This window comes from Streptomyces sp. NPDC104307 (assembly GCF_055584045.1).
In genome coordinates this window covers 209,338-235,716 of record NZ_JBVJMU010000012.1, presented here as the reverse complement: position 1 = coordinate 235,716, position 26,379 = coordinate 209,338, and the positions used below count along the sequence as shown (strand labels likewise).

Annotated in this window: 24 protein-coding genes and 3 pseudogenes; 13 read left to right on the top strand and 14 right to left on the bottom strand. The window is 69.9% G+C overall.

Annotated elements, in window-relative coordinates; genetic code table 11:
- Window positions 1–17: 17 nt before the first annotated feature.
- The 3 genes from ACZ601_RS27245 to ACZ601_RS27235 form a co-directional block, all read right to left on the bottom strand.
- Window positions 18–290, bottom strand: a complete 273-nt coding sequence (locus tag ACZ601_RS27245; RefSeq protein ID WP_469542644.1) for a DUF397 domain-containing protein — start codon at window positions 288–290, stop codon at window positions 18–20.
- Window positions 247–1,125, bottom strand: coding sequence for a helix-turn-helix domain-containing protein (locus ACZ601_RS27240; RefSeq protein ID WP_469542642.1), 879 nt, complete (start codon window positions 1,123–1,125; stop codon window positions 247–249). Before ACZ601_RS27240 ends, ACZ601_RS27245 begins: the two co-directional genes overlap by 44 nt.
- 118 nt (window positions 1,126–1,243) lie before the next feature.
- Complete coding sequence (locus tag ACZ601_RS27235) at window positions 1,244–1,735, bottom strand: hypothetical protein (protein ID WP_469542639.1); 492 nt, start codon at window positions 1,733–1,735, stop codon at window positions 1,244–1,246.
- A 294-nt stretch (window positions 1,736–2,029) separates the two neighbouring features.
- Here ACZ601_RS27235 and ACZ601_RS27230 point away from each other — a divergent pair, with 294 nt between their 5' ends.
- Entirely contained in the window at window positions 2,030–2,254 is a 225-nt protein-coding gene (locus ACZ601_RS27230) for a hypothetical protein (RefSeq protein WP_079193632.1), read from the top strand.
- 62 nt (window positions 2,255–2,316) lie between these two features.
- Window positions 2,317–2,511 (top strand): annotated as a pseudogene (locus ACZ601_RS27225) (ATP-binding protein); the annotation flags it as partial.
- Window positions 2,512–2,649: 138 nt separating this feature from the next.
- On the opposite strand, the gene ACZ601_RS27220 reads toward ACZ601_RS27225, so the two are convergent.
- On the bottom strand, window positions 2,650–3,069 hold the full coding sequence (locus tag ACZ601_RS27220; RefSeq protein WP_469542691.1) for a hypothetical protein: 420 nt from the start codon (window positions 3,067–3,069) through the stop codon (window positions 2,650–2,652).
- Between the two features lie 246 nt (window positions 3,070–3,315).
- Here ACZ601_RS27220 and ACZ601_RS27215 point away from each other — a divergent pair, with 246 nt between their 5' ends.
- Window positions 3,316–3,444 carry a hypothetical protein gene (locus ACZ601_RS27215; RefSeq protein WP_469542636.1) on the top strand — a complete coding sequence of 43 codons (129 nt, stop codon included), beginning with the start codon at window positions 3,316–3,318 and terminating at the stop codon, window positions 3,442–3,444.
- Window positions 3,445–3,585: 141 nt separating this feature from the next.
- Here ACZ601_RS27215 and ACZ601_RS27210 read toward each other — a convergent pair whose 3' ends face one another.
- Window positions 3,586–4,227, bottom strand: coding sequence for a hypothetical protein (locus ACZ601_RS27210; RefSeq protein ID WP_469542633.1), 642 nt, complete (start codon window positions 4,225–4,227; stop codon window positions 3,586–3,588).
- A gap of 659 nt (window positions 4,228–4,886) precedes the next feature.
- Here ACZ601_RS27210 and ACZ601_RS27205 point away from each other — a divergent pair.
- Window positions 4,887–5,213 (top strand): hypothetical protein, encoded by a 327-nt coding sequence (locus ACZ601_RS27205; RefSeq protein WP_469542630.1) that lies wholly within the window; start codon window positions 4,887–4,889, stop codon window positions 5,211–5,213.
- Window positions 5,214–5,331: 118 nt separating this feature from the next.
- Here the strand turns inward: ACZ601_RS27205 and ACZ601_RS27200 are convergent.
- Window positions 5,332–5,559 (bottom strand): annotated as a pseudogene (locus tag ACZ601_RS27200) (site-specific integrase); the annotation flags it as partial.
- A 218-nt stretch (window positions 5,560–5,777) separates the two neighbouring features.
- Between ACZ601_RS27200 and ACZ601_RS27195 the strand changes: the two are divergent.
- Window positions 5,778–5,975, top strand: coding sequence for a hypothetical protein (locus tag ACZ601_RS27195; protein ID WP_469542627.1), 198 nt, complete (start codon window positions 5,778–5,780; stop codon window positions 5,973–5,975).
- A 63-nt stretch (window positions 5,976–6,038) separates the two neighbouring features.
- Here the strand turns inward: ACZ601_RS27195 and ACZ601_RS27190 are convergent, their stop codons facing one another.
- The 4 genes from ACZ601_RS27190 to ACZ601_RS27175 all read right to left on the bottom strand — a co-directional run bounded on the left by ACZ601_RS27190 (window position 6,039) and on the right by ACZ601_RS27175 (window position 13,351).
- Complete coding sequence (locus ACZ601_RS27190; RefSeq protein WP_469542624.1) at window positions 6,039–6,575, bottom strand: ferritin-like domain-containing protein; 537 nt, start codon at window positions 6,573–6,575, stop codon at window positions 6,039–6,041.
- A gap of 162 nt (window positions 6,576–6,737) precedes the next feature.
- Window positions 6,738–8,126: a mycothione reductase gene (locus ACZ601_RS27185; RefSeq protein WP_469542621.1), complete on the bottom strand. Its 1,389-nt coding sequence runs from the start codon at window positions 8,124–8,126 to the stop codon at window positions 6,738–6,740.
- Between the two features lie 90 nt (window positions 8,127–8,216).
- Window positions 8,217–10,073 carry a glycoside hydrolase family 15 protein gene (locus ACZ601_RS27180; protein ID WP_469542618.1) on the bottom strand — a complete coding sequence of 619 codons (1,857 nt, stop codon included), beginning with the start codon at window positions 10,071–10,073 and terminating at the stop codon, window positions 8,217–8,219.
- Window positions 10,070–13,351 carry a S41 family peptidase gene (locus tag ACZ601_RS27175; RefSeq protein WP_469542615.1) on the bottom strand — a complete coding sequence of 1,094 codons (3,282 nt, stop codon included), beginning with the start codon at window positions 13,349–13,351 and terminating at the stop codon, window positions 10,070–10,072. Before ACZ601_RS27175 ends, ACZ601_RS27180 begins: the two co-directional genes overlap by 4 nt.
- A gap of 179 nt (window positions 13,352–13,530) precedes the next feature.
- Here ACZ601_RS27175 and ACZ601_RS27170 point away from each other — a divergent pair, with 179 nt between their 5' ends.
- Together ACZ601_RS27170 and ACZ601_RS27165 are read left to right on the top strand one after the other, a co-directional pair.
- Entirely contained in the window at window positions 13,531–14,103 is a 573-nt protein-coding gene (locus ACZ601_RS27170; protein ID WP_440577344.1) for a TetR/AcrR family transcriptional regulator, read from the top strand.
- Between the two features lie 167 nt (window positions 14,104–14,270).
- On the top strand, window positions 14,271–16,499 hold the full coding sequence (locus tag ACZ601_RS27165) for an MMPL family transporter (protein WP_469542612.1): 2,229 nt from the start codon (window positions 14,271–14,273) through the stop codon (window positions 16,497–16,499).
- A 197-nt stretch (window positions 16,500–16,696) separates the two neighbouring features.
- On the opposite strand, the gene ACZ601_RS27160 is transcribed toward ACZ601_RS27165, so the two are convergent.
- Window positions 16,697–17,059: an SsgA family sporulation/cell division regulator gene (locus ACZ601_RS27160; RefSeq protein WP_440577342.1), complete on the bottom strand. Its 363-nt coding sequence runs from the start codon at window positions 17,057–17,059 to the stop codon at window positions 16,697–16,699.
- 200 nt (window positions 17,060–17,259) lie between these two features.
- Here ACZ601_RS27160 and ACZ601_RS27155 point away from each other — a divergent pair, with 200 nt between their 5' ends.
- The 5 genes from ACZ601_RS27155 to ACZ601_RS27135 all read left to right on the top strand — a co-directional run bounded on the left by ACZ601_RS27155 (window position 17,260) and on the right by ACZ601_RS27135 (window position 21,959).
- The gene (locus tag ACZ601_RS27155; protein ID WP_469542608.1) at window positions 17,260–18,324 is read left to right on the top strand and encodes an energy-coupling factor ABC transporter permease; all 1,065 of its coding nucleotides are present in this window, start codon (window positions 17,260–17,262) and stop codon (window positions 18,322–18,324) included.
- Window positions 18,324–19,163 (top strand): cobalt ECF transporter T component CbiQ, encoded by an 840-nt coding sequence (gene cbiQ / locus ACZ601_RS27150; RefSeq protein WP_469542605.1) that lies wholly within the window; start codon window positions 18,324–18,326, stop codon window positions 19,161–19,163. Before ACZ601_RS27155 ends, cbiQ begins: the two co-directional genes overlap by 1 nt.
- Window positions 19,160–19,933 carry an energy-coupling factor ABC transporter ATP-binding protein gene (locus ACZ601_RS27145; RefSeq protein ID WP_440577339.1) on the top strand — a complete coding sequence of 258 codons (774 nt, stop codon included), beginning with the start codon at window positions 19,160–19,162 and terminating at the stop codon, window positions 19,931–19,933. The genes cbiQ and ACZ601_RS27145 overlap by 4 nt, the downstream gene beginning before the upstream one ends.
- Before the next feature lie 74 nt (window positions 19,934–20,007).
- Window positions 20,008–21,168 carry a serine hydrolase domain-containing protein gene (locus ACZ601_RS27140; protein ID WP_469542688.1) on the top strand — a complete coding sequence of 387 codons (1,161 nt, stop codon included), beginning with the start codon at window positions 20,008–20,010 and terminating at the stop codon, window positions 21,166–21,168.
- Entirely contained in the window at window positions 21,165–21,959 is a 795-nt protein-coding gene (locus tag ACZ601_RS27135) for an SDR family NAD(P)-dependent oxidoreductase (RefSeq protein WP_469542601.1), read from the top strand. The genes ACZ601_RS27140 and ACZ601_RS27135 overlap by 4 nt, the downstream gene beginning before the upstream one ends.
- Window positions 21,960–22,066: 107 nt before the next feature.
- Here the strand turns inward: ACZ601_RS27135 and ACZ601_RS27130 are convergent, their stop codons facing one another.
- The 3 genes from ACZ601_RS27130 to ACZ601_RS27120 form a co-directional block, all read right to left on the bottom strand.
- The gene (locus tag ACZ601_RS27130) at window positions 22,067–22,513 is read right to left on the bottom strand and encodes a DoxX family protein (RefSeq protein WP_469542686.1); all 447 of its coding nucleotides are present in this window, start codon (window positions 22,511–22,513) and stop codon (window positions 22,067–22,069) included.
- A gap of 19 nt (window positions 22,514–22,532) precedes the next feature.
- On the bottom strand, window positions 22,533–24,290 hold the full coding sequence (locus tag ACZ601_RS27125) for a discoidin domain-containing protein (RefSeq protein ID WP_469542598.1): 1,758 nt from the start codon (window positions 24,288–24,290) through the stop codon (window positions 22,533–22,535).
- Between the two features lie 180 nt (window positions 24,291–24,470).
- Window positions 24,471–25,580 carry a DUF1996 domain-containing protein gene (locus ACZ601_RS27120; protein ID WP_469542595.1) on the bottom strand — a complete coding sequence of 370 codons (1,110 nt, stop codon included), beginning with the start codon at window positions 25,578–25,580 and terminating at the stop codon, window positions 24,471–24,473.
- A 361-nt stretch (window positions 25,581–25,941) separates the two neighbouring features.
- Here ACZ601_RS27120 and ACZ601_RS27115 point away from each other — a divergent pair.
- Window positions 25,942–26,297, top strand: a pseudogene (locus ACZ601_RS27115) (transposase); the annotation flags it as partial.
- Window positions 26,298–26,379: the final 82 nt, after the last annotated feature.

Here is a 26,379-nt window from a genome sequence, read left to right as displayed (position 1 = left end):
GCGGTCCGCCGGGGCGCTCAGGACGCCTTGACGGACTCCACGAAGGGCGCCCAGGCCGCCGCGTGCACGATGAGCGCGGGGCCGTTGGGCCGCTTGGAGTCGCGTACGGGGACGAGCCCGGGGTGGCCGTCTGCGACTTCGAGGCAGTCGCCGCCGCTGCTGTTGCTGTAGCTGCTCTTACGCCAGTGCGCGAAGTCCTGTGCCACTTCCAGGCAGTTGCCGCCGGATGAGTTGCTGTAGCTGCTCTTACGCCAGGTGGCGGCGGTCAAGTCGTACTGGCTGAACGCCATTTCGGTAGTCCTCTGCCGCTTCCTGGATCATGGCTAGGGACGCATCCGGCGGCGAGGCGGCGGCCCTCAGGAGATCGTACGACCTCCGATACTGCTTCACGAGGCCAGGATCGTCGACGGTATTTCCGTGGTGCTGGCCCTCCATGTAGACCAGAGGAGGAGCGTCCGTGAAGTCCAGCACCATGGCGTTGCTCAGCATGAGCGGGTGCGGCCCTGCGTTCCACGGAATGATCTGCGCAATGATTCGGCCCCGTTTGATGAGGGCGGCGATGTGGTCGAGCTGCTCAGCCATGTGCTGCGACGACACGATCGGTTGCCGTAACAGCGCCTCCGGCAGAATTGCCCAGTACTGCGGTGTCCGATGGCTCGCCTCGAAGAGCTGCGCCCGCGCCAGCCGCGCGTTGACCTTCTCGTCGATCTCCTCTTCGAGCTCAGGCACGCGCTCGGCGCAGATGACGGCTCTGGCGTACGGTGCCGTCTGGAGCAGACCCGGGAAGACGCCCGGTGACCACTCCTCGATGGACGCGGCGTGCTTCTCCGCCTCCAGCACGCGCCCGAAGTAGTCCGCGTGACCCTTGTGCCTCGCCTTACGCACATCTTCACAACGTCGTTCGAAGAACCCGTCCGTCCGCAGCACCCGGTCCACGTGGCGTGCCAGCTCCACCGGCATGCGCCGATGCCCGTGTTCGATCTCGCTCAGGTACGTGATGCCGAAGAAGCTGCCGTCCACCAGCTTCTCCAGCGTCAGGCCCGCTTCCTCCCGTTTGAAGCGGAGCTCGTTCCCGTAGAACTGCGGGACTCCCGCCGAGCCGTCGATTTCCTTGCGTGTGGCCACCGTTGACTGCCTTTCGCGCTGCGCTCCGTCCGAGCGGTAACGCCCTCCACGGTAGAGGCCCGTGCGGCAGCGCGTGAGGTGTTCGTCACAGTCAGCAACGAAGGTGTATGTCTGCGGCTTACTCGTCCGCCTTCCTCGCCCTGTCGAGGCGCCACCCGACCATTCCCGTGGCTCCCTTCGCCCCTTCACCGTCGATCTTGATCGCGCCCCCTGGCGCCGTGAGGAGTTCTCGCCACACGGCTCCGTCGCACGCGAGGGTTCGGTGGAGGGGTTTCTTGAGGGCTACGGAAAGGCGGACATGCCCCTTTCCCTCGCAGGTCACCGTCAACTGGTACGAGCGTCCTCGCTCCAGGTCCGGCCTTGAGTGGAAGCCGTCGCGGGCATGTTCGAGGCCGGCCTCGACGAAGAGCCCGTCGCTGTTGTTGATCTGGGTTGTGCCGAGGGTCTGCTGGACCTGTGCACCCAGCTTGTGGTCGTTGCGCTCGGACGTGCCCGAGGAGCCCTGGTGCCGGCTCGGGCTGCTCGTCGGGGCGCTCGGCCCGTCGGAGTCGCTGGTGCATCCGGTCACCAGGGCTACGGCCAGTGCGACTGCACCGGCTGTGGTGGTCAACGTCGGCAATGCGTTCTTTCGCACGTAGCTCCCCCTGCGAGTGACACCCGGACGGCTGGGCCGGGCTGCAGGAAACCTTTGCAGCGGTTACGTCGGGATTGGGTTGAATCGCCGTAACCCTGAGGAAAGCTTGAGGGTGGAACAGAGGCTTCCGCAGGGCTCGTACGCGTGGTCGGCGCGGCGGGGCCTTTCGCGCCACGCTCTGTGGAGCGGCAAACCCTTCCACGGCATGAGTCCGTGCGGCAGCGTGTGACGTGTTCGTCACATTCAGCAACGAAAGGTGTATGCCTCCTCATGGACGAGATCAGGGACGACTCACCCACGTACGACATCGTCAAGGACATCGACGCACTGCGCGCCGCGCTCGCCGCGCACGGGATCACTCTGCCGTCGCTCGGCGTCGATCCGCTGACGCTGGCCGGGTGGTCGAAGCATCCGCCGCTGGTCGCGCTCGGCAATTGCAACGTGGTGACCGCGCGTCGGCTGGCCGAGGCGCTGCGTGTGGGGGCCGGGGGGTGACCGCGCTGCCGTTCACGGTGGAGCTGCTCGCCGTGCCGGAGGCCGTACCGGAGTTGCGGCGCATGCTGCGGCGGCGGTTGAGGGAGGTGGACGTGCCCGATCTGCTGCTCTGTGTCAGTGAGTTGCTGACCAATGTGATCGTGCACGTGGGGGCGGGGGTGCCGGTCACGTTGCGTATCAGCGGTACGGGTGCCGGGCGGGTTCGGGTCGAGCTGAGCGATCCGGCGCCGGGGGTGTGGCCGGCGATACGGTTCGCGGCGGGCGATGCGGAGTCCGGGCGCGGGCTGCTGCTGTTGGACGCGTTCGCGCTGCGGTGGGGCGTGGAGCAGGGGCCGTACGTGAAGACGGTGTGGTGCGAGCTGCGCGCGTCCGGACGCCGGTTCGGTCCGGGCGCCTCAGCCCGCCGCGGGGGTGGGTGGCCAGACGGTCAGCTGCGCCCCGTCGCAACTGACCGTCCGGCCGGGATACATGGCTTGGACGGCGGCCCGGTCCAGGCCGTCGATGTCACCGCGCAGGATGACCGCGCCCGGCTGGTGGGAGACCCACACCGTGCCGACCGGCCAGACCACGATCGTGTTCCGGCACCTGGTGACGTGCCGCCAGGGGTACGCCCTGCGGAGGTCTGCCAGCGCGCTGTCCCCGCGACCGTCGCCGTAGTCGCCTTCCAGGCACACGAGGGTGTGGTGGCGGCTCGCCCGGACGGTGCCGTCGGGCCACGGCCGGTCGTAGGGGCGGGCGCCGCCGAGCGTATCGGCGCCGTTGCGTCCGAACAGTAGATGTTCCGGAGCGCGAACGTACTCATGTGAATCGGACACCGGGCAACCCCCCAAGTTGCTTGATTTCTTGTGAGGTTGCTGCACCTGCTGCGGCATCCTCAAGGCTTTGCTTGAGGAAATCTATAAGATTGCTTCCGCGAATGGCAAGCTGCTAAAGGCTCCAGCTGTAGAGCGCGATCTTCATGTCTGAGATGCGGCCTGTTGCTGGTGATGGCTCGTGCGGGACCGGGCTTGGCGGCGGCGCCAGTCGGACCAGTCGAGCCGGTGGGCTGCGTGGTGGACCGGTTGGACGACGAACGTGATGAACAGGCGGTGGATCTCGTTGCCGGACAGCGGGGCCAGGTCGGCAGGTCCGGGATGGTGGGGGCGCTCGTCGGCACGGACGACGGCGCACTCGGCGATCCCCCTCGGTAGGCCCGAGCGACCGAGTTGGCGAGTCCGAGCCCGCACTTCGTGTTCCGTTCGGGCGAACGTCATGACTGTGGCTGGTTGATTGGCGCGGATCACGTGATGCCGGTTCTGTCCGTCGACACCGTGACCTTGGGGGGACGCGGGTCACGTGTTGCCGACTGTCGTCGGCAGCGGCAAGGTCGTTGCCGACCCACGTCGGCGCCAGTACGCGTACGTCAGGATGCCGAGCATCGGGCCCCATAGGACCAGGGGGACGTAGGAGGCGTAGAAGTAGACGGTTTCCCAGCCACCGGCCTTGCTCGGGAAGTCGGCCGGCAGCGGATCACCATTGGTCTTGGACTGGGTGACCGTGGTGACGGTCGCGATGACTGTGAAGACCAGGGTCAGGATCGTCGCCCCGATCGTGGCAGGGACGACCGCGGCGGCCGTCGGTATCCGCCGCCCGCCCAGCCGCGGCATCCAGCGCGGGAACACCTCGCCCCAGCGGGCGACCAGCCCAACGGCCGTGAACGCGAGGACTTCGGAGATGAGGGTGAGGAAGACGATGTAGCCGTTCATCGCCCAGTCTGCGACGGCCCCGCCCCGCTTGTCCTCGGTGAACAGCACGCCCAGGCGCCAGATTCCGGACGGGAGCACCACCAGCGGCACGGTGTAGGCGACCCGGCGGGCCCAGCGCGGTACCCCTGCGGCGGGCTCGTGAGCCGCACGCCAGGCCCGCCGCAGGCGGCCTTTTCCGCCGCGTGGCGCGTGTGCCGATCCTTCGGTTGTCGTGGTCGGCCTGGCCATGGACATCTGCGCTCCTCACGTCCGCGGGCCGGACCGGCCCGCGCTTCGAGGCTCGCAGCCGACGAGGCCGGTCAGCGTCCTTCCACGTACTGAACCGCCTCCGCCGGGCGGGCGAGAGCGACTCAGGCTGCTCCACCCAGGGAGTGAGGGGACGTCAGAAGGCGACGCGCCTCGTACGTCCAGGTTCACTGGCAAGGAAGCGGAAGCGACTGGGTTTGCTGTCGAACGCCAGGATCGAACGTCAGAGGACAGCCACCTGCGCCCGTCGCTGTCGCCCTTGCCCCGCACCCCGGACGAGCAGCACACGGACGTCCGTGCCTGTACTGCGTCGGACCCCGCACATCCCGCCCCTCCACGACGAAGCGGACGTCAGGCGACTACGCCGAAGCCCTGGGGCTCCTGCTGGCAGAGCCTCGGACGTGGTCGACGGCGCGGCACACGCACCTGATGCCTCACGAGGGGGAAGCGGTCGTCCCGCTGGGTAATAGCTGCCTGACGTGCTGTGCAAATGTTCTCCGAGCGGGAGGGGCTAACGTCCCGGAGGGAAAGGCGGCCATTCCGTGGGCGAGGAAGTTCCTTTCCGGTGGTCAGTAGGATTCTCGTCATTGATACGCTGACCAGTGCTTTCAAGTGCTGCGTCCCGATCGCAAGGAACGTGGATGGCTGCAAGAAACTCAGAGGCGCTCGATGTGTTCCTCAGGATTGCTGCTGACTCGCGAGTTTCGTGGCGCACTGTCGGAATCGCTGGTCGAGGAATCTCGGCGGACGCGGCGAGTGCCACATGGATGATCTCTGAGGGGAAGCGTTCGCTGAGTGGGGAGGAGCTTGCCGATCTCCTCATTAAGCAAAGTGACCTGGTTGACGCACTGGCCGAATCATGGCGACATTTCGAGAGTGGAAAGATTTCTGGTGCTGACTTTGAGATGCATCTAGAAAAATTCGTCACAAGGCTCGAAGGGTGGATTTCTAGAGCATCACAGAAGTAGCTGATTATAAAGTCAGAAGCCCCACCGGATTCTCATTCCGGGGGGGGCTTCTGGACGTCTTGATGGCAACAGCTCACGGCAAGGTCAGCGGACGGGCGCCGCAGAAAGCGACGGGTCTTCACCATTGTCGAGCCTGGCGTCGGACGACGGGGCGCAGTGCGAGCTCCAGGAGGTCGAGGGCGTGGCGCTGGAGGCGGAGTCGGACATAGACGGTGGCGGTGACGCCGACGTGGGCATAGGCGTGGAGTTCCTTGATGACGACGAGTTCGACGCCCTGTTCCAGAAGGAGTGCGGTCGAGTGACGGAGATCGTGGAAGCGAATGCGGCGGGGCCCGGTCCGTTCGAGGGGTCGGCCAAACCTGCCAGGCGCAGCCGTACCCGGGCTGAACTGAACCACCTGGCGGCAGGACGGGAAGCTGCATGTGTGGTTGGTCAACTGACGCCTGCGAGGCTTGTGTTGCGCGTAGGCGGGTACTCGCAGCACCACTTCTCCGCCGTGGTCCTTCAGGGGCTTCGGTGGGTGATCCGCGGTGCGGCCGGGAGCCGCTGAGTCAGGGGGCCTTGATGCGTGTTGTCGTCGGACTGTTCATCTTCTTCTTCGGTGGGTTCTTCGCCGTGCGGTCCGGTCCGCTCAGCAGGTTCGGGGGAGTCAGGCAGGCTCAGTCCAGAGGCATGCGGACCTGGAACCGGACGATGTTCGTCGTGATAGGCGGAGTGCTCTCCCTCTGCGGCCTTGCCTACGCCTTCGGGCTCGTCGGGTAGCGCCCGTCGGCCTCGTCCCGGAGTGAATTCCGGGACGAGGCCGACGGGCGCTCGCGGGGCCGGCTACTTCGTGGGGAGGCGCTCCAGGAGGCCCCGGAGGTCGTCGGCGTGCTCCTCCTCCTGGGCGAGCAGGTCCTCGAAGACGCGGCGGGTTGTGGGGTCGCGGTCGCCGAGCCACTGCACGATCTCCGTGTACGAGGCGATGGCGACCCGTTCGGCCACCAGGTCCTCCTCGATCATTGCGGTGAGGCCCTCGCTCGCGTCGTACTCCGCGTGGGAACGGCTGGTCAGGGTGTCGGGGTCGAAGTCCGGCTCGCCTCCCAGCTGCACGATGCGGGTGGCGAGCTTGTCCGCGTGCTGCTGCTCCTCCTGCGCGTGCTCCAGGAACTCCGCCGCCACGGGCTCCGAGTACATGCCCGTCGCGGTGTAGTAGTGGCGCTTGTAGCGCAGGGTGCAGACGATCTCGGTGGCCAGTGCCTCGTTGAGCACCTGGAGCACGCGCGGCAGGTCCGCGCCGTACGCGTCGGTCACCGGGCCCTTGCCGATCTCCTCTCGGGCACGCTGGCGAAGGGTCTTGATGTCGGTCAGAAAGTCGGCCACTGCACATCCTCCTCGTCGTCGGGTACGCCGTTCGTCCATCAGTCCGGAAATGACCCGGTTCGGCGCGCCCTGTGCAACGCGTTCCCTGATCCACGCCAGGGAACCAGGGCCGCCCCGCGGGTTTGGGTCTGTTCACCCGGGCCGGTCATCCGGCTCGCGGGCTCAGGAGCCGTCGTCCGTCTGCCCGGCCGCGTCGCGCAGGGCGTTCTCCACGACCTCGGTGAGGGCCGGGTGAATCCACATCGGGCGCTCGGCCACCTCACGTGCGGTGAGCCCGAAGGACATGGCCAGGACGAGCGGCTGGATGAGGGTGGCCGCCTGGGGGCCGAAGACATGGGCTCCGACCAGTTGCCCGGAGGCCCGGTCGACCAGGACCTTGCAGAAGCCCTCGGTGTCCTCCAGGGCCCAGCCGAAGGCGACATCCTGATAGCGGCGGCGGCCGGTCACGATGTCGATGGACCGCTCGCGGGCCTCCTGCGCGGTGAGACCGACCTGGGCGATCTGCGGGTGGGCGAAGACGGCGGAGGGCACGACGGCGTACGACATCTCGCGCGGGCGTCCCGGATGCAGCAGATTGTGCGCGACCACCGCCGCCTGGCGGTTCGCCACATGCTTCAGCGGCGGTCCGCCGTCGCAGACGTCCCCGAGCGCCCACACGCCCTCTGCGCTGGTACGCAGCTGGGCGTCGACCTCGATCAGGCCGTGGTCGTCACAGGCGATACCGGCCCGCTCGACGTCCAGCATGTCGGTGTTGGGGCGGCGTCCCACGGCCACGAGCACCGTGTCCGCCCGGACCGTCGTACCGTCGTCGAGCCGCAGTGTGAGATCGCCGGGGGTGCCGCTCAGCCCGGTGACCTCCCGGCCCAGGCGTACGTCCCACTGGTCTGCCGCGATGCCGGTGAACGCCTCGGCCACCTCCTCGTCCTGCTGCGCCAGCAGGCCGTCCGACTGCTCGATCACCGTCACCTCTGTGCCCGCCGAGTGGAAGACGTGGGCCAGCTCTGCGGCGATGTAGCCGCCGCCCACGACGGCCAGCCGGGACGGTGGCTCACTCAGCCGCATCACGGTGTCCGAGGTCTCGTACGGGAGACCCGCGTCCGCGATCGGGGGCGGCACCGCAGGCCGTCCGCCCGCCGCCACGACGATGCGGTCTGCGGTGACGTGCTCGTCCCCGGAGTCCGTCGAGACCAGCAGCTCCCGCTCCCCGACGAAGCGCGCCCGCCCCCGGTAGACCGTCACCCAGCCGGTCGAGCGGCGGCCGCTCTCCCCCTCGGCGGCCTGGGCGTCGAGGCGGCCGAAGACGCGCTCCCGCACGGCCGGCCAGGAGACCTCCTCCAGCCGGGCCCTGACGTTGTGCCGGTCGCTGTCGCGGACCGTGTCGGCGATGTCGGCGGTCGCCACCAGCATCTTGCTGGGAATGCAACCGGCGTTGAGACAGGTGCCCCCGAAGGGGCCCTCCGAGATGATGGCGACGTCCAGATGCGAGAAGCGGTCGTCGACGACCGCGTTTCCCGTTCCGGCTCCGATCACGACGAGATCATGGTGTGGCATGCGGTACTCATAGCCGCCCGACGCCACTCCATACCCGGCTCCATACCCGGCTTCACACCCGAGGGGGCGCCCCGTGCCAATAACTCGGCGTCACATGGACCGGTCGAGATTGACCGCCGCGCTGATCAGCGCGAGGTGCGTGAAGGCCTGCGGAAAGTTCCCCAGCTGCTCGCCCGTGGTCCCGATCTGTTCCGCGTAGAGGCCCACGTGGTTGGCGAAGGTGAACATCTTCTCCAGCGCCAGCCGCGCCTCGTCGATCCGGCCGCTGCGGGTCAGCGCCTCGACCCACCAGAACGAGCAGATGGTGAACGTCCCCTCCGTCCCGTCCAGCCCGTCCGGCGCCTCGGCCGGGTCGTACCGGAAGACGAGGGAGTCCGCGACCAGCGCCTTCCTGATCGCCTCCATCGTGCCGAGGAAGCGGGGGTCGCGCGGCGAGAGGAACTTGACCATCGGCATGATCAGCAACGAGGCGTCCAGCACCTGGGAGGGCGGCCCGTCCGCGTCGCGGAGGCGCTGGACGAAACTGCCCAGTTCCTCGTTCCAGCCGTCCTCCATGACCTGCCGGTACATGTCGTCCCGCGCACGGGTCCACCGGACCAGATCGGCCGGAAGCCCGCGCTGGCGCGCCATCCGCACCATGCGCTCCACCGCGACCCAGGACATGATCCGCGAGTAGGTGTGGCGCTGCCGGCCCGCCCGCGTCTCCCAGACCGACTCGTCGGCACTGTCCCAGCGTTCGAGCAGCCAGTCGATGATGGTCGTCAGGTCCTGCCAGGCGCGGTAGGAGATGCCTGCCCCGTACTTGTTGAACAGGTAGATGGAGTCGATGAGTTCGCCGTAGACATCGAGCTGGAGCTGCTGCGCCGCTCCGTTGCCGGTGCGGACCGGCGCGGAACCCCGGTACCCCTCGAAGTGCCGGAGCTCGCACTCGGGCAGCTCCGGTTCCCCGTCGATGGTGTACATCGCGTGCAGGGGGCCGGTGGCGCCGTCGCCGCAGGCCCTGCTGAGGCAGCGGGTCAGCCACGCCACGAAGGACTCGGCCTCCTCGGTGAACCCGAGCCGCAGCAGGGCGTACAGGGAGAAGGCCGCGTCCCGGATCCAGACGTACCGGTAGTCCCAGTTACGAGGACCGCCGATGCGCTCCGGCAGCCCGAGCGTCGGAGCGGCCACGACCGCCCCGGTGGGTTCGTGGGTCAGGAGCTTCAGGGTGAGGGCCGATCGGTGCACCATCTCCCGCCACCGCCCCTGATACGTGGACCGGCCGAGCCAGGTGCGCCAGAACGCCACGGTGGCGTCGAACAGCCCCGAGGTGGCGTCCGGGTCCAGGGGGCACGGCTCCGCGTCGGCGGCCCCAGGCTCCTCGACTTCCAGGACGAAGAGCACCTCATCGCCCTGGTCGAGCTCGAACGTCCCGTGGGCCTCGCCGTCCGCCACGGACAGGCCGTTGCCGCTGCGCACGAGCAGCGTGAGGCCGTCGGAGACGAACCGGACCCCGCCCTCGCAGGCCACCGCGCGGTGGGGGGCCCGGCCGTAGTCGAGGCGCGGTGCGATGCGGGTGCGCATCCGCATGCTCCCGCGCACCGATACCACCCGGCGCACCAGCCGCTGGCGGTGGTTCGCGTCGTGGGGCCGCAGGACCGGCATGAAGTCCTGCACCTCGACCATGCCGTCCTCGGTGAGGAACCGGGTGATCAGGACGGCGGTGTCGGGGAAGTAGAACTGCTGGCGGGACGCCGTTTCGCAGCTCGGGCCGATCTCCCAGACGCCGCCGCGCTCCGCGTCCAGGAGTGCGCCGAAGATGCTCGGGGAGTCGAAGCGCGGCGCGCAGAACCAGTCGATGCGCCCGTCGGTGCCGACCAGCGCGGCGGTGCGGAGATCCCCGATCAGGCCGTGCTCCCCGATGGGCAGGTACGCCTCGGGGGACGCCCCGCCGCGGTCCGCGCTCACCGCGGCGGCAGCGGCGGACGCCTCAGGTCCGGGACCGCGTCGTACGTCGGTGGCGTCGCGGCCGGGGTCGCCGCCAGGAGGTCCAGGGCCATCCAGACCGCGTCGTCCAGGACCGCGTGGCGGCCCTCCGCCCAGTCCAGGGGGGTGCGCAGGGCCTCCGCGTCGGGGGAGACGCCGTGGTTCTCCACCGTCCAGCCGTAGGCGTCGAACCACGCGGCGTTCATCGGGACCGTGATCACCGTGCCGTCGCCCAGCTGGTGGCGTCCGGTCATGCCGACGACGCCGCCCCAGGTGCGCTGGCCCACCACCGGGCCCAGCTTGAGCAGCCGGAACGCGGCGGTGATCATGTCGCCGTCGGAGGACGTCGCCTCGTCGGCCAGCGCGACGACCGGGCCGCGCGGGGCGTTGGAGGCGTAACTGACGGGCTGGGCGTCACGGGTGAGGTCCCAGCCGAGGATGGTGCGGGTGAGCTTCTCGATGACGAGTTCGCTGATGTTGCCGCCCGCGTTGCCGCGTACGTCCACGATCAGGGCCTCGCGGGAGACCTCCAGGCGCAGGTCACGGTTGAACTGGGCCCAGCCGGAGCCGCCCAGGTCGGGGATGTGCAGGTAGCCGCAGCGGCCGTCGCTCAACTCCCGTACCACCTGGCGGCGTTTGGCCACCCAGTCCTGGTAGCGCAGGGGGCGTTCGTCGACCAGCGGGACGATCGCTACCCGGCGGGAGCGGCCCTCTTCCCCGGGCGGCCGGAAGGTCAGCTCGACCGTGGTGCCGCCCGCTGCGGCGAGCAGCGGGTAGGGGCCGGCGACGGGGTCGACCGGGCGGCCGTCCACGTGGGTGAGGACCGCGCCCTCCCTGATGCCCGTACCGGCGAGCGGGGAGCGGGCCCTGGAGTCGGAGGAGTCGCCGGGCAGGATGCGCCCGATGGTCCAGTCGCCGTCCCGGCACAGGAAGTTCACGCCGAGGAGGCCGATGGCGCGCTGGTAGTGCGGCGGGCCCTCGTTGCGGCGGGCGGGGGCGACGTAGGCGTGCGAGGTGCCCAGTTCGCCGAGGACCTCGCGAAGCAGATCGGCGAACTCGTCGGGGGTGGAGACCCGTTCGAGCAGGGGGCGGTACTGGTCGAGGATCGCGTCCCAGTCGATGCCGCACATGTCCGGCTCCCAGAAGTAGGAGCGGATGATGCGGCCCGCCTCGTCGTAGGCACCGCGCCATTCGGCCGCCGGGTCGACGTCGTGCAGGATGCGGCGCAGGTCCAGGTAGACCGTGGAGTCGTTGTCGCCGGGCTCGGTCGCGGGGACGGCGCGCAGTTCGCCGTCGTCCATGACGACCAGCCGGGAGGCGTCGCCGCTGACGGCGAACCAGTCGAGGTGGTCGACGAGTTGGGTCTTCCTCGCCTTGGCGATGTTGAAGTGCTCCAGGGTCGGGCGGCCCGACATGTCGGCAGGGTTGGCGAACGTCTCCCCGAGCGCGCCGGAGATCGGCCAGCGCAGCCAGACCAGGCCGCCGCCGCTGACCGGGTACAGCGCGGAGTACTTGGAGGCGGCGACCGGGAACGGCGTGACCCGGCTCTCCAGGCCCTCGAACTCGACGGTGACCGTGGAGCCCTCGGCGGCGCCCGCCTCCGCCGTGTCCACCGGGTCGAGGCCGCCCGCGGCCGGGCGGCCGTCGGGGGAGAGCGCGAAGGGGGAGGGGGTCGCGGAGGAGAGCGGGACCAGGTAGGGGCGGCAGCCGAGCGGGAACGAGAGGTCCCCGGTGTGCACGTCGTACACCGGGTCGAAGCCGCGCCAGGAGAGGAACGCGAGGTAGCGGCCGTCGCCCGTGAAGACGGGGTTCTCGTCCTCGAAGCGGCCGTTGGTGACATCGACGATCACGGGCGAGCCGGCGCCGGTGATCCGGGCCAGTTTGATCTGGCGCAGCGTGCGGCCGATGCCGGGGTGCGACCAGGTCAGCCAGGCCCCGTCCGGGGAGAACGCCAGATCGCGGACCGGGCCGTTGAGCGAGCGGATCAGCTCGACCGGTTCGCCGCTCGTGTCCTCCTCGACGTCCAGGAGCAGGAGGCGCCCGTCGTGCGAGGCCATCGCGAGGATCTCGCCGTCCGGGTCCGCGACCAGCTCCTGGACCCGGCCGATCCGCCCGGGGGCGAGCCGGCGCGGGGCGCGGTCGCCGCTGGCGCGCGGCAGGTAGGCGATCTCGATCGCGTCCTCGCCCGCCGCGTCCGTCACGTACGCCACCTGGCCGCCGCTGCCGAGCATCTCCGGCAGCCGGACCCGGACGCCGGGGGTGTCGGCGATGGTGCGGGCGGGGCCGTCGCGGTGGGTGAGCCAGTAGAGGCTGCCGCGTACCGATACGGCGCTGGCCCGGCCGGTCTCGTCCACGGAGAGCGCGTCGACGTGGCTGGCGGCCGCCACCTGGTACGGGCGCCGCCCGGCGCGCGGTCCGCCGAGCCGCACCTCCAGCCTGCGCGGCACGGCGTCGGGCGACTCCAGGTCGTCGGCCAGCCACAGCTCGCCCGCGCACTGGTAGACGACCCGCCGCCCGTCGCTGGAGGCGTGCCGGGCGTAGAACGCGTCGTGGTCGCTGTGGCGGCGCAGACCGGTGCCGTCGGGCAGGCAGGAGTAGAGGTTGCCGACGCCCTCGTGGTCGGAGAGGAAGGCGATCCGGCCGCCGACGAACATCGGTGAGCCGAGGTGCCCGCCGATGTCCGGCAGCAGCCGTTCGCCGTGCAGCCACAGCCGTCCCGTCGCCCCGCCCCGGTAGCGCTTCCAGGCGGCGGGCTCGTGCGGCGGGGTGCCGGACAGCAGCAGGGTGCGGCGCTCGCCGTCGATGTCCGCGACGGCGATGTCGGAGACCGGGCCCCAGGGCAGCCTGCCGCCGGGGCTGCCGTCCGTGGGCACGCTGTAGGCCCAGGAGAAGTACGAGAACGGCTGCCGGTGCGAGGAGACGGCGAGGATCTGCGCGCCGTCCCCGGCGTCCGGGGTCCAGCCGCAGACCCGGGCGTCCGTCGACCCCCAGTAGGTGAGCCGGCGGGCCGGGCCGCCGGCGACCGGGGCGAGGTGGATCTCCGGGTCGAGGCTGCGCCAGGTCGTGTACGCGATCCTGGTCCCGTCGGGCGAGAAGCGCGGATGGCTGACTCGGGTGCGGTCGACCGTCAGCCGCCAGGCGCGTCCGGGCCGCTCGCCCTCCGCGGCGAGCGGGGCGACCCAGAGATCGTCCTCCGCCGCGAAGCAGAGGAGATCCTCGTGGAGGTGCGGGAACCGGAGATACGAGACGTCGTCACTCACCCCCCAATGCTTTCCGCGCGGGAGGGGTGCGGCAACTTGTGGCGCGGAACACAAGCGAAACGATTTCGTTTCGCTGGGTGGCCGGGGTACCGTCGAGGTGTACGAAACAGTTTCGTTCGATTGATGCATGTTCGATCGGACGGGCTGGACACCGCGAGCTCGGGAACGGGGGTCGACACATGGCACGCACACGGCTCACGCCCGAACGCGAGAGCGAGCTGTACGCCGCCGTGCTCGACCTGCTCCGTGAGGTCGGTTACGACGCCCTGACCATGGACGCCGTCGCCGCCCGCACCCGTTCCAGCAAGGCCACCCTCTACCGCCAGTGGGGGAGCAAGCCCGAGCTCGTCGTCACGGCTCTGCGGCGCAACAAGCCCGTGTCCCTCGGCGACGTCGACACCGGCTCGCTGCGCGGTGACTTCCACGCCGTCCTGAGCCGTACCGATGACTGTCAGATGGAGAAGGACGCCGCGCTGATGCGGGGTCTGAGCCATGCCGTCCACGACAACCCCGACCTCCTCCAGGCCCTGCGCGCACTGCTCGTCGAGCCGGAGCTCTCCGGCCTCGAAGTGCTGCTGAACCGAGCCCTGGACCGGGGTGAGCTGCGTCCGGACAACCCGGCGCTGAAGTACGTACCCCACATGCTGATCGGCGCGTTCACCGCTCGGCAGCTCATCGAGGACCGCCCGGTCGATCACGCGTTCCTCACCGATTACGTCGACTCCGTGATCCTCCCCGCTCTCGGAGTCTGACCGAAGATCCCGGCGGGGCTCTCCAGCCCCCACCGGAATCTGACAGCCGTCCCCACGGCGCCCGCACGGCCCTCTCCCCAAAAGCTCCACCTGACACGCCGCTCTCGTCGTCGGGCTGGTTCCTCACGCCTTTTTCCACTCAACGACCCGACCGGGAGTACGCCCCCGTGGCCACATTCCTTTACAAAATCGGGCGGCTCGCCTTCCGTCGCCGCCGCTATGTCGCCCTGATCTGGGTGGCCCTGCTGGCGCTCGCCGGATTCGGCGCGGCCTCCGCGTCCACCGCCACCTCCAGCTCCTTCTCGATCCCGGGCACGGAGGCGCAGAAGGCCTTCGACCTGCTGGAACAGCGATTCCCCGCGGCCAGCGCCGACGGCGCGACCGCGCGCATCGTCTTCAAGGCCCCCGAGAACGAGAAGATGACGGACCCGGCCAACAAGGCCGACGTCAAGAAGATCACCGCCCAGCTGAAGTCCGGCTCGGACCAGGTGGCCTCGGTCGTCGACCCGTACACCGGCAACGCCGTCTCCAAGAACGGCTCGACCGCGTACGTCTCGGTGACCTACAAGGTCAACTCGATGGAGCTGACCGACGACACCCGGGACGCCCTGGAGGACGCGGGCGAGGCGGCGCAGAAGACCGGGATGACCGTGGAGATCGGCGGTGACGCGCTCCAGGTGATGCCGGAGACCGGCGCCACCGAGGTCATCGGCATCGCGCTGGCCGCGGTGGTGCTCGTCATCACCTTCGGCTCGCTCATCGCGGCCGGGCTGCCACTGCTCACCGCGCTGATCGGGGTCGGCATCGGCGTCTCGACGATCACGGCCCTGGCCAACGTGCTGGACCTCGGCTCCACCACCTCGACGCTCGCGATGATGATCGGCCTCGCGGTCGGCATCGACTACGCGCTCTTCATCGTCTCCCGCTACCGGGCCGAACTGGCCGAGGGCCGGGAGCGCGAGGAAGCGGCGGGACGGGCGGTCGGCACGGCCGGTTCCGCGGTCGTCTTCGCCGGGCTCACCGTGGTCATCGCCCTGGTCGGCCTCGCCGTCGTCAACATCCCGATGCTGTCGAAGATGGGCTTCGCGGCGGCCGGCACGGTCGCCATCGCCGTCCTCATCGCGCTCACCCTCGTCCCGGCGATGATGGGCTTCGCGGGCAAGCGGGTCATGGGACGCAAGGCGCGCAAGGCGGCGAACGACGAGAACAAGCCCGACGCCAAGCCGAACATGGGCACCCGCTGGGCCCGGTTCGTGCTGCGCAAGCCGGTGTGGGTGCTGCTCGTCGGCGTCCTCGGCCTGGGCGCGATCGCGATCCCGGCCGCCTCGCTGGAGATGGGCCTGCCGGACGACGGCTCCCAGCCCACCAGCACCACCCAGCGCCGCGCCTACGACCTGCTCTCCGACGGGTTCGGCCCCGGCTTCAACGGCCCGCTGATGGTCGTCGTCGACACCGAGAACAGCTCGGACGGCAAGGCCGCCGCCAAGCGCGTCGGTGACGAGATCTCCGACATGAAGGGTGTCGTCGCCGTCACCCCGGCCAACTTCAACAAGGCCGGCGACGCGGCGATGATCACCGTCGTCCCGAAGGACCGGCCCAGCTCGGTCGAGACCGAGAACGTGGTCCACGCGATCCGCGACGCGGGCAAGGACATCAAGTCCGACACCGGCGCCGAGGTCCTGGTCACCGGCTCCACCGCGATGAACATCGACTTCTCGCAGAAGATGAACGACGCGCTGCTGCCGTACCTGGCGCTCGTCGTCGGCCTCGCCTTCCTACTCCTGATGGTGGTCTTCCGGTCGGTCCTGGTACCGCTGAAGGCGGCGCTCGGCTTCCTGCTCTCGGTCGTCGCGGCCCTGGGCGCGGTCGTCGCGGTCTTCCAGTGGGGCTGGCTCGGCTCGCTCTTCGGGGTCGAGCAGACCGGTCCGATCATGTCGATGATGCCGATCTTCATGGTGGGCGTCGTCTTCGGTCTCGCGATGGACTACGAGGTCTTCCTCGTGACCCGGATGCGCGAGGCGTACGTCCACGGCGAGAAGCCCGGCCAGGCGATCGTCACCGGCTTCAAGCACGGTGCCCGGGTGGTCACGGCCGCCGCCGTGATCATGATGGCGGTCTTCTCCGGCTTCATCGGCTCCAGCGAGCAGATGATCAAGATGATCGGCTTCTCGCTGGCCATCGCCGTCTTCTTCGACGCGTTCGTCGTGCGGATGGCCATCGTGCCCGCCGTGCTCGCCCTGCTGGGCAAGCGCGCCTGGTGGCTGCCGCGCTGGCTGGACCGGGTGCTGCCGAACGTCGACGTGGAGGGTGAGGGGCTGCGCAAGGAGCTCGGCGCCGCCACCGATGACGGGGCCGGTCCGGACCACGGCGGTGAGCGCGAGCTGACCCGCGTCTGAGCCGCTCCTGAGCCGCTCATCGAGCCGCTCACCGAGCCGCTCTTCGAGCCGCAGATCTCCGGAGCCGCGTCTGAGCGGAGCGCGGCCCCGGAAGCGCCGGTTACCTGTGGGGACGGGGGACCGGAGCGACGAGAGCCCCCGTGCGCCTGGTGTGCACGGGGGCTCTCGGCATGGAGCGGGTCAGTGCGTGGAGCGGGTCAGGCGGGGGCGGCCTCCGGCCTGGGACCGGTCCTGGCCTCCGCGTGGGTGCGGCGCAGGAAGCGGATCAGGGGGGCGCTGTCGAACTGCACCACCTCGACACCGGCCGCCGAATGGAGCTCGACGACCAGCTGGGCCCGGCCGCAGGGCCAGACGCGGTAGCTGTCGCGCTCGACCGGGGCACGCAGCCCGCGCTCCAGCAGCTCACGTTCGAGAGCCCATTCCGTACCGCTGGGGAAGGCGATCCGGATCAGGGGCGGGGTGTCGGCGGTGTCGTGACGCAGCTCGACCGGGACGACGGGCATATCGCGGGCGTCGGTGACGAGCCGGGCTCTGGCATGTTCTTTGATCACGGGGGACATGGGCCGGCTCCTCCTGTGTATACGTCTCTTGTATACGTCTTCGCCCTCTAATGTCGCATATTTTACGTAAAGAGCACTTTGAGAACCCTGGGCAGTTGTGACGACGGCGCTCTTGCAAACCGTTCGCAACAAGGTTCTATTATTGAGAGGTTCATGACCCCGCGCAGTCACGCAGTAACGCAGGAAGCGGAGCCTCCCCCATGCATGTGCCCGACGGATTCATCAACCCGCCCGTCTCCGCCGTCGCCGGAGTCGTGGCCGCCGGTGCCGTGGCCGTCAGCCTGAAGGGGGCCCGCCGGGAACTGGACGAGAGGACCGCGCCACTGGCCGGTCTGGTCGCCGCCTTCATCTTCGCCGTGCAGATGCTGAACTTCCCGGTCGCCGCCGGTACCAGCGGCCATCTGCTGGGCGGGGCGCTGGCCGCGATCCTGGTCGGGCCGTACACCGGAATCCTCTGCGTCTCCGTCGTCCTGCTGATGCAGGGCATCCTGTTCGCGGACGGCGGGCTGACCGCGCTCGGCGTGAACATCCTGGACATGGGCATCGTCACCACCGTCGTCGCGTACGCCCTCTTCCGGGGGCTCACCGGGCTGCTGCCGCGCACCCGCCGCTCGATGACCGCCGCCTCCTTCGTCGCCGCGCTCGTCTCCGTACCGGCCGCGGCCTGCGCCTTCACGCTGATGTACTGGATCGGCGGCACCACCGACATCCCGATCGGCAAGGTCTTCACCGCGATGGTCGGCGTCCACGTCCTGATCGGCATCGGTGAGGCGGTGATCACCGCGCTGACGGTCGGCGCCGTCATCGCCGTACGCCCCGACCTCGTGCACGGCGCCCGCGGACTCACCGCCCCCCTCAAGCTCCGGGTCGACGGCGAACTCGTCGACGCGCCCGCCCGCGAACCCGTCGCCGCCGCACCCGCCGCCCGCTCCAACCGGGGCCTGTGGGCCACCGGCCTGGTCACCGCGCTGGTCCTGGCCGGATTCGTCTCCTTCTACGCCTCCGCCAACCCCGACGGCCTGGAGAAGGTCGCCACCGACAAGGGCATCGACAAGAAGGCCGAGGACCACGCCGCCAAGGACTCCCCGCTCGCGGACTACGGCGTCAAGGACATCTCCGACGCCCGGATCTCCGGCGGACTGGCCGGAGTGATCGGCGTCGGCGCCACCCTCGTCGTCGGCAGCGGCGCGTTCTACGTCGTCACCCGCCGCCGCCGCAAGGGCGAAGAGCCCGAGACCGTCACGAGCACGGACGCGAAGGTCTGATGGGCGCCGGCGCTCGGTGGAAGCCCACCACAGACAGCAACCACCCACGCCCCCGGCTCGGGCCCGCCCCGGGGCAGGGTGCGGCCGGGCACGCCCACAAGCTCTACCGGCACGGGCACTCGCCGGTTCACGACCTGCCGCCGCACTGCAAGCTCGCCGCCGTCTTCTGCTTCGTCGTGGTCGTCGTCACCACCCCGCGCGAGGCGGTGTGGGCCTTCGGGCTGTACGCGCTGCTCCTGGCGGGCGTCACCGCGGTGGCCCGCGTCCCGGCCGGCTTCCTCCTCAAGCGGCTGCTGATCGAGGTGCCGTTCGTCGCCTTCGCGCTGCTCATGCCGTTCGTCGTGCCCGGCGAGCAGACCCACGTACTCGGGCTCTCCGTCAGCGTCCCCGGCCTCTGGGGCGCCTGGAACGTCCTGGCCAAGGGCACCCTCGGCGTCGCCGCCTCCGTACTCCTCGCCTCCACCACCGAACTGCGCTCCCTGCTGCTCGGCCTGCAACGGCTGAGGCTGCCGCCGCTGCTCGTCCAGATCGCCTCCTTCATGATCCGATACGGCGATGTGATCACCGACGAGATGCGCCGGATGTCCATCGCCCGCCGCTCACGCGGCTTCGAGGCGCACGGGGTGCGGCAGTGGGGCGTACTGGCCAAATCGGCGGGCGCGCTCTTCATCCGCTCCTACGAGCGCGGGGAGCGCGTCCACCTCGCGATGGTCAGCCGCGGCTACACCGGCACCATGCCGGTCATCGACGAGGTGACCGCCTCGCGCACCCAGTGGGCATACGCCTCGGCACTCCCCCTGCTCGCCCTCGCCGTGTGTCTGCTGGGATGGACCGTATGAGCACAGAGCCCGGCCCCGTACCGCCGTCCCTCGAAGTCAGCGGTCTCGCCTACGCCTACCCCGACGGCCACCAGGCGCTCTTCGGCGTCGACCTGACCGTCGCACGCGGCGAGCGCGTCGCCCTGCTCGGCCCGAACGGGGCCGGCAAGACCACCCTCGTCCTGCACCTCAACGGCATCCTCGACGCGGGCGCCGGCACCGTCCGAGTCGCCGGGCTCCCCGTCGAGAAGCGCAACCTCGCCGAGATCCGGCGCCGCGTCGGCATCGTCTTCCAGGACCCCGACGACCAGCTCTTCATGCCCACCGTCCGCGAGGACGTCGCCTTCGGGCCCGCGTCCGGCGGGCTGCGCGGCGCAGAGCTGGAGGAGCGGGTCACCGACGCGCTGAAGCAGGTCGGCATGGAGGAGTTCGTCAACCGGCCTCCGCACCACCTCTCGTTCGGGCAGCGCCGCCGCGTCGCCGTCGCCACGGTCCTCGCGATGCGGCCGGAGATCCTCGTCCTGGACGAGCCCTCCTCCAACCTGGACCCGGCCTCCCGCCGCGAACTGGCCGACATTCTCCGCTCCCTGGACGTCACCGTGCTGATGGTCACGCACGATCTGCCGTACGCCCTTGAGCTGTGCGGCCGCGCGGTCATCCTCAGCGAAGGCGTCATCGCCGCCGACGACCGCACCCAGGACCTCCTCTGCGACGAGCAACTGATGCGCGCCCACCGGCTGGAGCTCCCCTTCGGATTCGACCCGCGCTCCGTGACGGTGAACACGAGGTAACAACCTCACCCGCCCCACCCGCGACCTGCGCGGCAATGCACCATGGGGGGATGAGCGGGAGCGCGGGAACAGGCGTGGACGTACGGGGCGCGGTAGTGCCCGGATTCGAACCGGTCCGGGATGCTTTCATCCGTAACTTCGAACAGCGCGGCGACCGGGGGGCGGCGGTCACCGTCTACCGGCACGGGCACAAGGTCGTCGACCTGTGGGCCGGGACCAGAGACGTGGACGGCGCGGAGCCGTGGGCGGTCGACACCGTGCAGGTCGTCCGCTCGGCGGGCAAGGGCATCGCCGCCGCCGTACCGCTGCTGCTGCACCAGCGCGGCCAGATCGATCTGCACGCCCCCGTCGGCACCTACTGGCCGGAGTTCAAGGCCAACGGCAAGGAGCGCGTCCTCGTCCGCCACCTCCTCGCCCACCGGGCCGGCATCCCGGCCCTGGACCGGACGCTGACCCCCAAGGAGGCCGCCGACGGGGTGAGCGGGCCGCTCGCCGTCGCCGCCCAGCGCCCCCAGTGGGAGCCCGGCACCGAGCACGGCTACCACGCGCAGACCTACAGCTGGCTCATCGGTGAACTGGTGCGACGCGTCACCGGCCGCACGGTCGGCCGCTGGGTCGCGGAGGAGATCGCCCGCCCGCTCGGCCTGGACTTCTGGTTCGGCATCCCGGCGGACGAGGCCCACCGGGTGGGCCGGATCGGCCCGGCCGAGGCGCCCGCGGGCGAGGAGACGGGCGCGCTGCGGATGCGGCCCAAGCGCTCGGTCGTCGAGGCCTACCGCGACCCGGACTCGCTGACCCGCCGGGCGTTCGGCGCGATCGACCCGTTCCCCGACGAGAACGACCCCGGCTACCAGGCCGCCGAACTCCCCGCGTCCAACGGGATCGCCACCGCCAGGGGCCTCGCCCGCTGCTATGCCGCGATGATCGGGCCGGTCGACGGCCACCGGCTGTTCGCCCCCGCCACGCTGACCCTGGCCCGCACGGAGGAGTCCGCGGGGCCGGACCGGGTGCTGGTCGTCAACACCCGGTTCGGACTCGGCTACATGCTGCACGGACCGGCCTCCCCGCTCCTCGCCCCCGGCTCCTTCGGCCACCCGGGGCGGGGCGGTTCGCTCGGCTTCGCGGACCCCGAATCAGGCATCGCGCTCGGCTATGTGACGAACGGTCTGCAGAAGGGAGTTACCGCCGATCCCCGTGCCCAGGCCCTGGTCCGGGCAGTACGGTCGGTGCTATGACTGCTGCCGCGCTCGCGCGCTTCGACGGATACTGCGTCCTCATCACCGGTGCGGGCCAGGGCATCGGCGCCGCCACGGCCCACCGCCTCGCGGCCGAGGGCGCCCGCGTCCTGGTCACCGACCTGGACCCGGAGCGGGCCGCCCGGGTGGCGGCGGACATCGTCGCGGCGGGCGGCCGGGCCGAGTCGCTGGCCTGCGACGTGACGGACCGGGCGGCGGTCGAGGCGGCGGTGGCGCACGCGGTCGCGGAGTTCGGGGCGCTCGACGTACTGGTGAACAACGCGTACGCGTGCGCCCCCGACGAGGCGCTGTTCGAGGACGAGCCGGACGACGTCTGGGAGCGCGATCTCGACGTCACCCTCAGCGGCGCCTACCGGTGCGCGCGGGCTGCGATGGCGCACCTCGCGGCGTCCGGCCGGGGCGCGATCGTCAGCATCGGCTCGGTCAACGGGGTGCAGGACTTCGGCAACCACGCCTACAGCGCCGCGAAGGCGGGCCTGGCGAGCCTCACCCGTACCCTTGCGGGCCACGCCGGACCGCGCGGGGTGCGGGTCAACCTGGTCACGCCCGGCACGGTCCGCACGGATGCCTGGTCCGGCCGTGAGGACGAACTGTCCCGGGTCGGCGGCCTCTACCCGCTCGGCCGGGTCGGTGAGCCCGAGGACATCGCCTCGGCGGTCGCCTTCCTCGCCTCCCGCGACGCGGCCTGGGTCACGGGCACGACGCTGTGCGTGGACGGCGGACTGACCGCGGTGAACACCGGCTTCCGGCAGGCCGTCGCGAAGGACTAGGGCGGGTTTTGAAAGCGCCGTCCGCCGCCACGTGCCGGTGCAACGGACGGCACCGGCCCTCCCGGGGGGCAGCCCGGGAGGGCCGGTGTGCGGGGGTACCCGTCCCCTCAGGCGGGTACCCGCAGGCGCTGCCCGCGTCCGGCCTCCGTCTCCTCCCGGTTGGCTCCCCGGGAGGTGAACAGCCGGTCGGCGGCGAGCGCGCCCGGACCGGAGAAGACGATCAGCAGCAGGGTCCAGCAGAAGAAGACCGCCGCCTCGCCGCCGTTCTCCATCGGGAGCAGTCCCCGCTGCTGGTGCACGTCGAAGTACGCGAACGCCATGGAGCCGGAGCCCACCAGAGCGGCCGTTCTCGTACCGAGGCCGAGGAGCACCAGGGCGCCACCGGCCAGCTGGATGACGGCCGCGTACCAGCCCGGCCAGGTGCCCGCCGGCACCCGCGCGTCACCCAGGAGCCCGAACAGCGAGGCGACTCCGTGGCAGGTGAAGAGCAACCCGATGACGATGCGGAACAGGCTGAGCGCGTAGGGCTGTGCCCGCCCCAGGTTGTTGATCATCATGAGGGCCCTTCTCCTGTCAGCTGTAGACGCCGAACTCGTAGAGCGAGTAGCCGTAGCCGGAGCCGCGCGCCGTGCCGTTGATCCGCACGTAGCGCCCTGTGCCGTTGACGTCGATGTCGTCGATGTCGCCGTTGCCGTCGGTCACCGACTTCACCGTCGTCCAGCTCTGTCCGTCCTCGGACGTCTGGATGTCGTACGCCTTGCCGTACGCCGGGTCCCAGGCGAGCTGCACGTGCTTGAAGGCCGTCGAGGCGCCGAGGTCGACCTGGACCCACTGCGGGTCGCTCCAGTCACTGGCCCAGCGGGTGTCGAACTTGCCGTCCACCGCGTTCTCCGCACCGCACGGGCAGCCGCCGGTCGGGTCGGTCTGGAACGAGGACGCCGTGGCGGTCTTGCCCTGGGACACGTTCGTGCCGTCCACCTTCGGCGGGATCACCTTGAGGGACGTGGTCTCGATGCCCACGTTGCCCTTGCCGTCCGTGGACTTCACGTAGACCTTGTAGACGCCCGTCTTGCTGGGCGCCTTCGCGGTCAGAGTGCCGTCACCGTTGTCCTTGGTCTCGGCCGGGACGAGCGCCTTGTTCTCGTCGATGTAGTTGCTGCTGAACAGCACCTGGGAGGTGACCGCGTCGCCGTCCGGGTCGGACACCTTGGCGCTGACCTTCACCTCGCCCCCGGTGGGGACGCCCTCGGTGGCGTCGTCCACCTTCATGTCGGTGATGACCGGCGGGGTGTTGTCGCCCGAGGTGTCCGCGCCGTACGCCTTCTTCACGGCGTAGTACGAGAGCCTCTTCTCGCCGCCCGGCAGCAGGTTGAACCAGACGCCGCCGAAGTCGTCCTCGGTGCCGTAGTGGAACATCGTGGCGCCGAGCGCCACCCCGGTGTGGCCGGTGATGCAGCCCCACGCCTTGGTGTACCCCTCGGCCTTGGCGACATCGGTCGGCTCGGTCGGGACGCCGTTCGCGTCGTCGTCGACCTCCCACTCACCGGCCGGGCCCGTCTCGGTGACGATGTAGGGCTTGTCGTAACCGCCCTGTTCCCAGTCGGACTTGATGTTGCACACCGCGTTGTAGGCGTTGACGGCGTAGAGGTCGAGGTCCGGCGCGTTCTTCTTGTAGTACGGCCAGGCGCCCGTCCAGGCATCGGTCGAGGTGACCGGGTGATTGGGGTCCACCGTGTGGATCTTCTTCGCGATGTCGTTCACGAAGGTGGTGTACGCGTTGCGCTGGGCCTCCAGCTCGTCACCGCTGTAGCAGTTCTGCAGGCCGAGCGTCGACTCGTTGCCGACGTTCCACATCAGCACGCCGGGGTTGTCCTTGTAGGTGTCCACCCACTTGGGGAACTCCGCCAGCATGTCGTCCTTGTACTGGGTGTCCGTCAGGTAGTTGACGCAGCCGCCGCTGCCCGGCCCGCCGCCCGGCTGGAGCCAGAATCCGGCGATCACCTTGACGCCGTTGGCGGCCGCCGTGTCGAAGAGCGGCTTGCTGGTGGCGTCGGTGCCCCAGGTGCGGATCGTGTTCACGCCCATGGACGCCACGTCCGGCATGTACTTCTCGGCGTCGGCGACCGAGGGGCCCCAGGTCAGACCCTTGACGGTGTACGGCGAACCGTCGACGGTCAGCTGCCAGGCACCCTGTGAACCGGTGACCTTGACGACGCTGCCGGCCGCCTGGGCGGCGGGGGCCTGGAGAGCCACCATCGCGCCGGCCAGCAGGGCCGCCGCCGCGAAGGGGGCCACGAGACGTTTGGCCGTACGGGTGGGGGGGTGGTGCATGTCGATCTCCTTGAGGGTGGGGAAGGAGGCGGGGTGGTAAGTGATGGGGGAGACAGCGGGAAGACAGGTGGGGGAGGAGTGACCCCGGGTGATCTTGGAGAGCGCTCTCCAAGATGGTCCGAAAAAAGACCCCCACCCGGGGTGCGGCCGTCCGGTCGCTCGACCGTCCGGCCCTGCGGGCTAAGGGAGTTCGTAGTCCCCGTTGAGTACCGCGCCCTTCTCGGGGTGGTTCTCGTCGTAGCCGTGCGGGTCGCACTGGAGCCCGCCCTTGACGCAGTGGGTGACCATCGCGTCGAGCGTGGCGGTGTCCCACCCGTTCATGAAGTCGTAGTGGAACGAGAAGCCCTTGCCGCTGGCGAGCTTCACCTGCGACATGTCGCCGTTGACCGGCCAGGCCATCTTGAACTCGATCATCGGCAGGGCGACGGGGTGGTCGGCCGGGCACGAGTTGTAGTTGGCGCCGCCGGCGACCGGGTACGCCATGTGGCTCTTGTGGTCGGGCGTGTCCAGGTGGATGCCGTCCCAGCAACTCGGCGCCTGGAGACGCAGGTTGAGGTAGGTGTCCCGGCTGGTCGGGCAGTTGGCCGGGAAGTCGAAGTTCTTGAACGACTCACCGCACTCCCAGCCCTCGACGGTGCCCTTGAGGTTCTTGAACTCGTCCTGGGACTGCATCGGGCTGCCGACGACGTACCGCAGTCCCTTGGGGAAGGGGCGCACGCTCCGGTAGTCGGTGACTCCGGACTTGTAGTAGATCGTCTGGACGCCCTCGGGGAGGATCTTCGTGTCCCCCTTGAAGAGGCTCGGCATCCAGTACCCGGACTTGTCGCCGGGCGCCAGGCACGTCGTGTCACCGGTCTCCAGCGAGGCGGCGGTGGTGTAGGCGTCGGTCGTGGTGTTGCCCATGAACGTGTGGTCGTGGGACTTGCCGGGCTGGCCCGGATACACGATCGGGTCGTCCGGAGCCGTGTGGGTCGGGGCGCACTTGGCCTGGAACTCGTGGAAGTACGCCGACGGCGGCACCTCCATCGAGGGGGTGACCCCGGTGACCGGCGGGTCGGCCATGATGTAGCCGTCCCCGTCCGGGTCGTCGCCCGAGGTCTTGGTGGAGGCGGGCATTCCGGGCATCCCCGGCATGGAGTACGCGGCGTGCTCGGTGTGCGCGCCCGCCGCCGCGACCGGCTTCTCGGTCGACGCGTTCGCCGTCGCGGCGATCCCCGCGATCCCTGCGGTGGTGAGGGTTAGCGAGGTGAACAAGAGCAGTCCGGTGAGTGTTCTCGACCTCCGTGGCATGGAGACCTCCTGCTGCGTGGGTGGGGGTGCATGAAGGTGGGAGAGCGCTCTCCCGTTTCGGAGTGTTCCGCTCCTGACAAGAGCGTGTCAATAGTTCGTGAACGACCGTCGCGCCGGGCGGAGTTGGCGGAGCGGGGCGAGTTACCCTCGGTAACAGGCTGTGGCCTGGGCCGGTTCGCGGATCGCCCGATCTGCGTAGCCATTCGCTGGACGCCACGTATCTGAGAGGTGGACTCGGGGACCGTGTACGTCAGGCGGTGCGCGGGGGTGGTCGGCGCACTTCACGGACCCGGGGGACCGCTCCGTCAACTCCCGAGATCCACCACGGGCGGTTGGGCCGGGAGAGCGTCAGCGTCCGCCCGGTTGCGGGGTGACGGCCTGGCGGCGCCTGCGGGACTGGACCGAGGCCGGAGTACGGCCCCGCTAGCACGAGGTCCTGCTAGCAGAACTGCGCAAAGAGGGCCTGCCGGAGTGGACGACGCCGCGATCGACGGCTCGCACATCAGGGCTCTCAAGTGGGGTGCTCACACCGGACCTTCACCAGTCGACCAGGCCCGCCCCGGCAGCAAGCACCACTTGATCGTCGACCGGCACGGAACCCCGCTCGCCGTTTCTTTGACCAGCGGAAACCGCCACGACGTCACCCAGCTCATGCCGCTACTGGACGCCATACCCCGCATCCGTGGCCTGCGCCACCGGCCACGCCACCGGCCCCGGTGACTGTTCGCCGACCGCGGCTACGACTACGCGAAGGTCTCCGACGACGAGCGCCGCCGCGCTGCGGGAGGGCGTTCTTCCT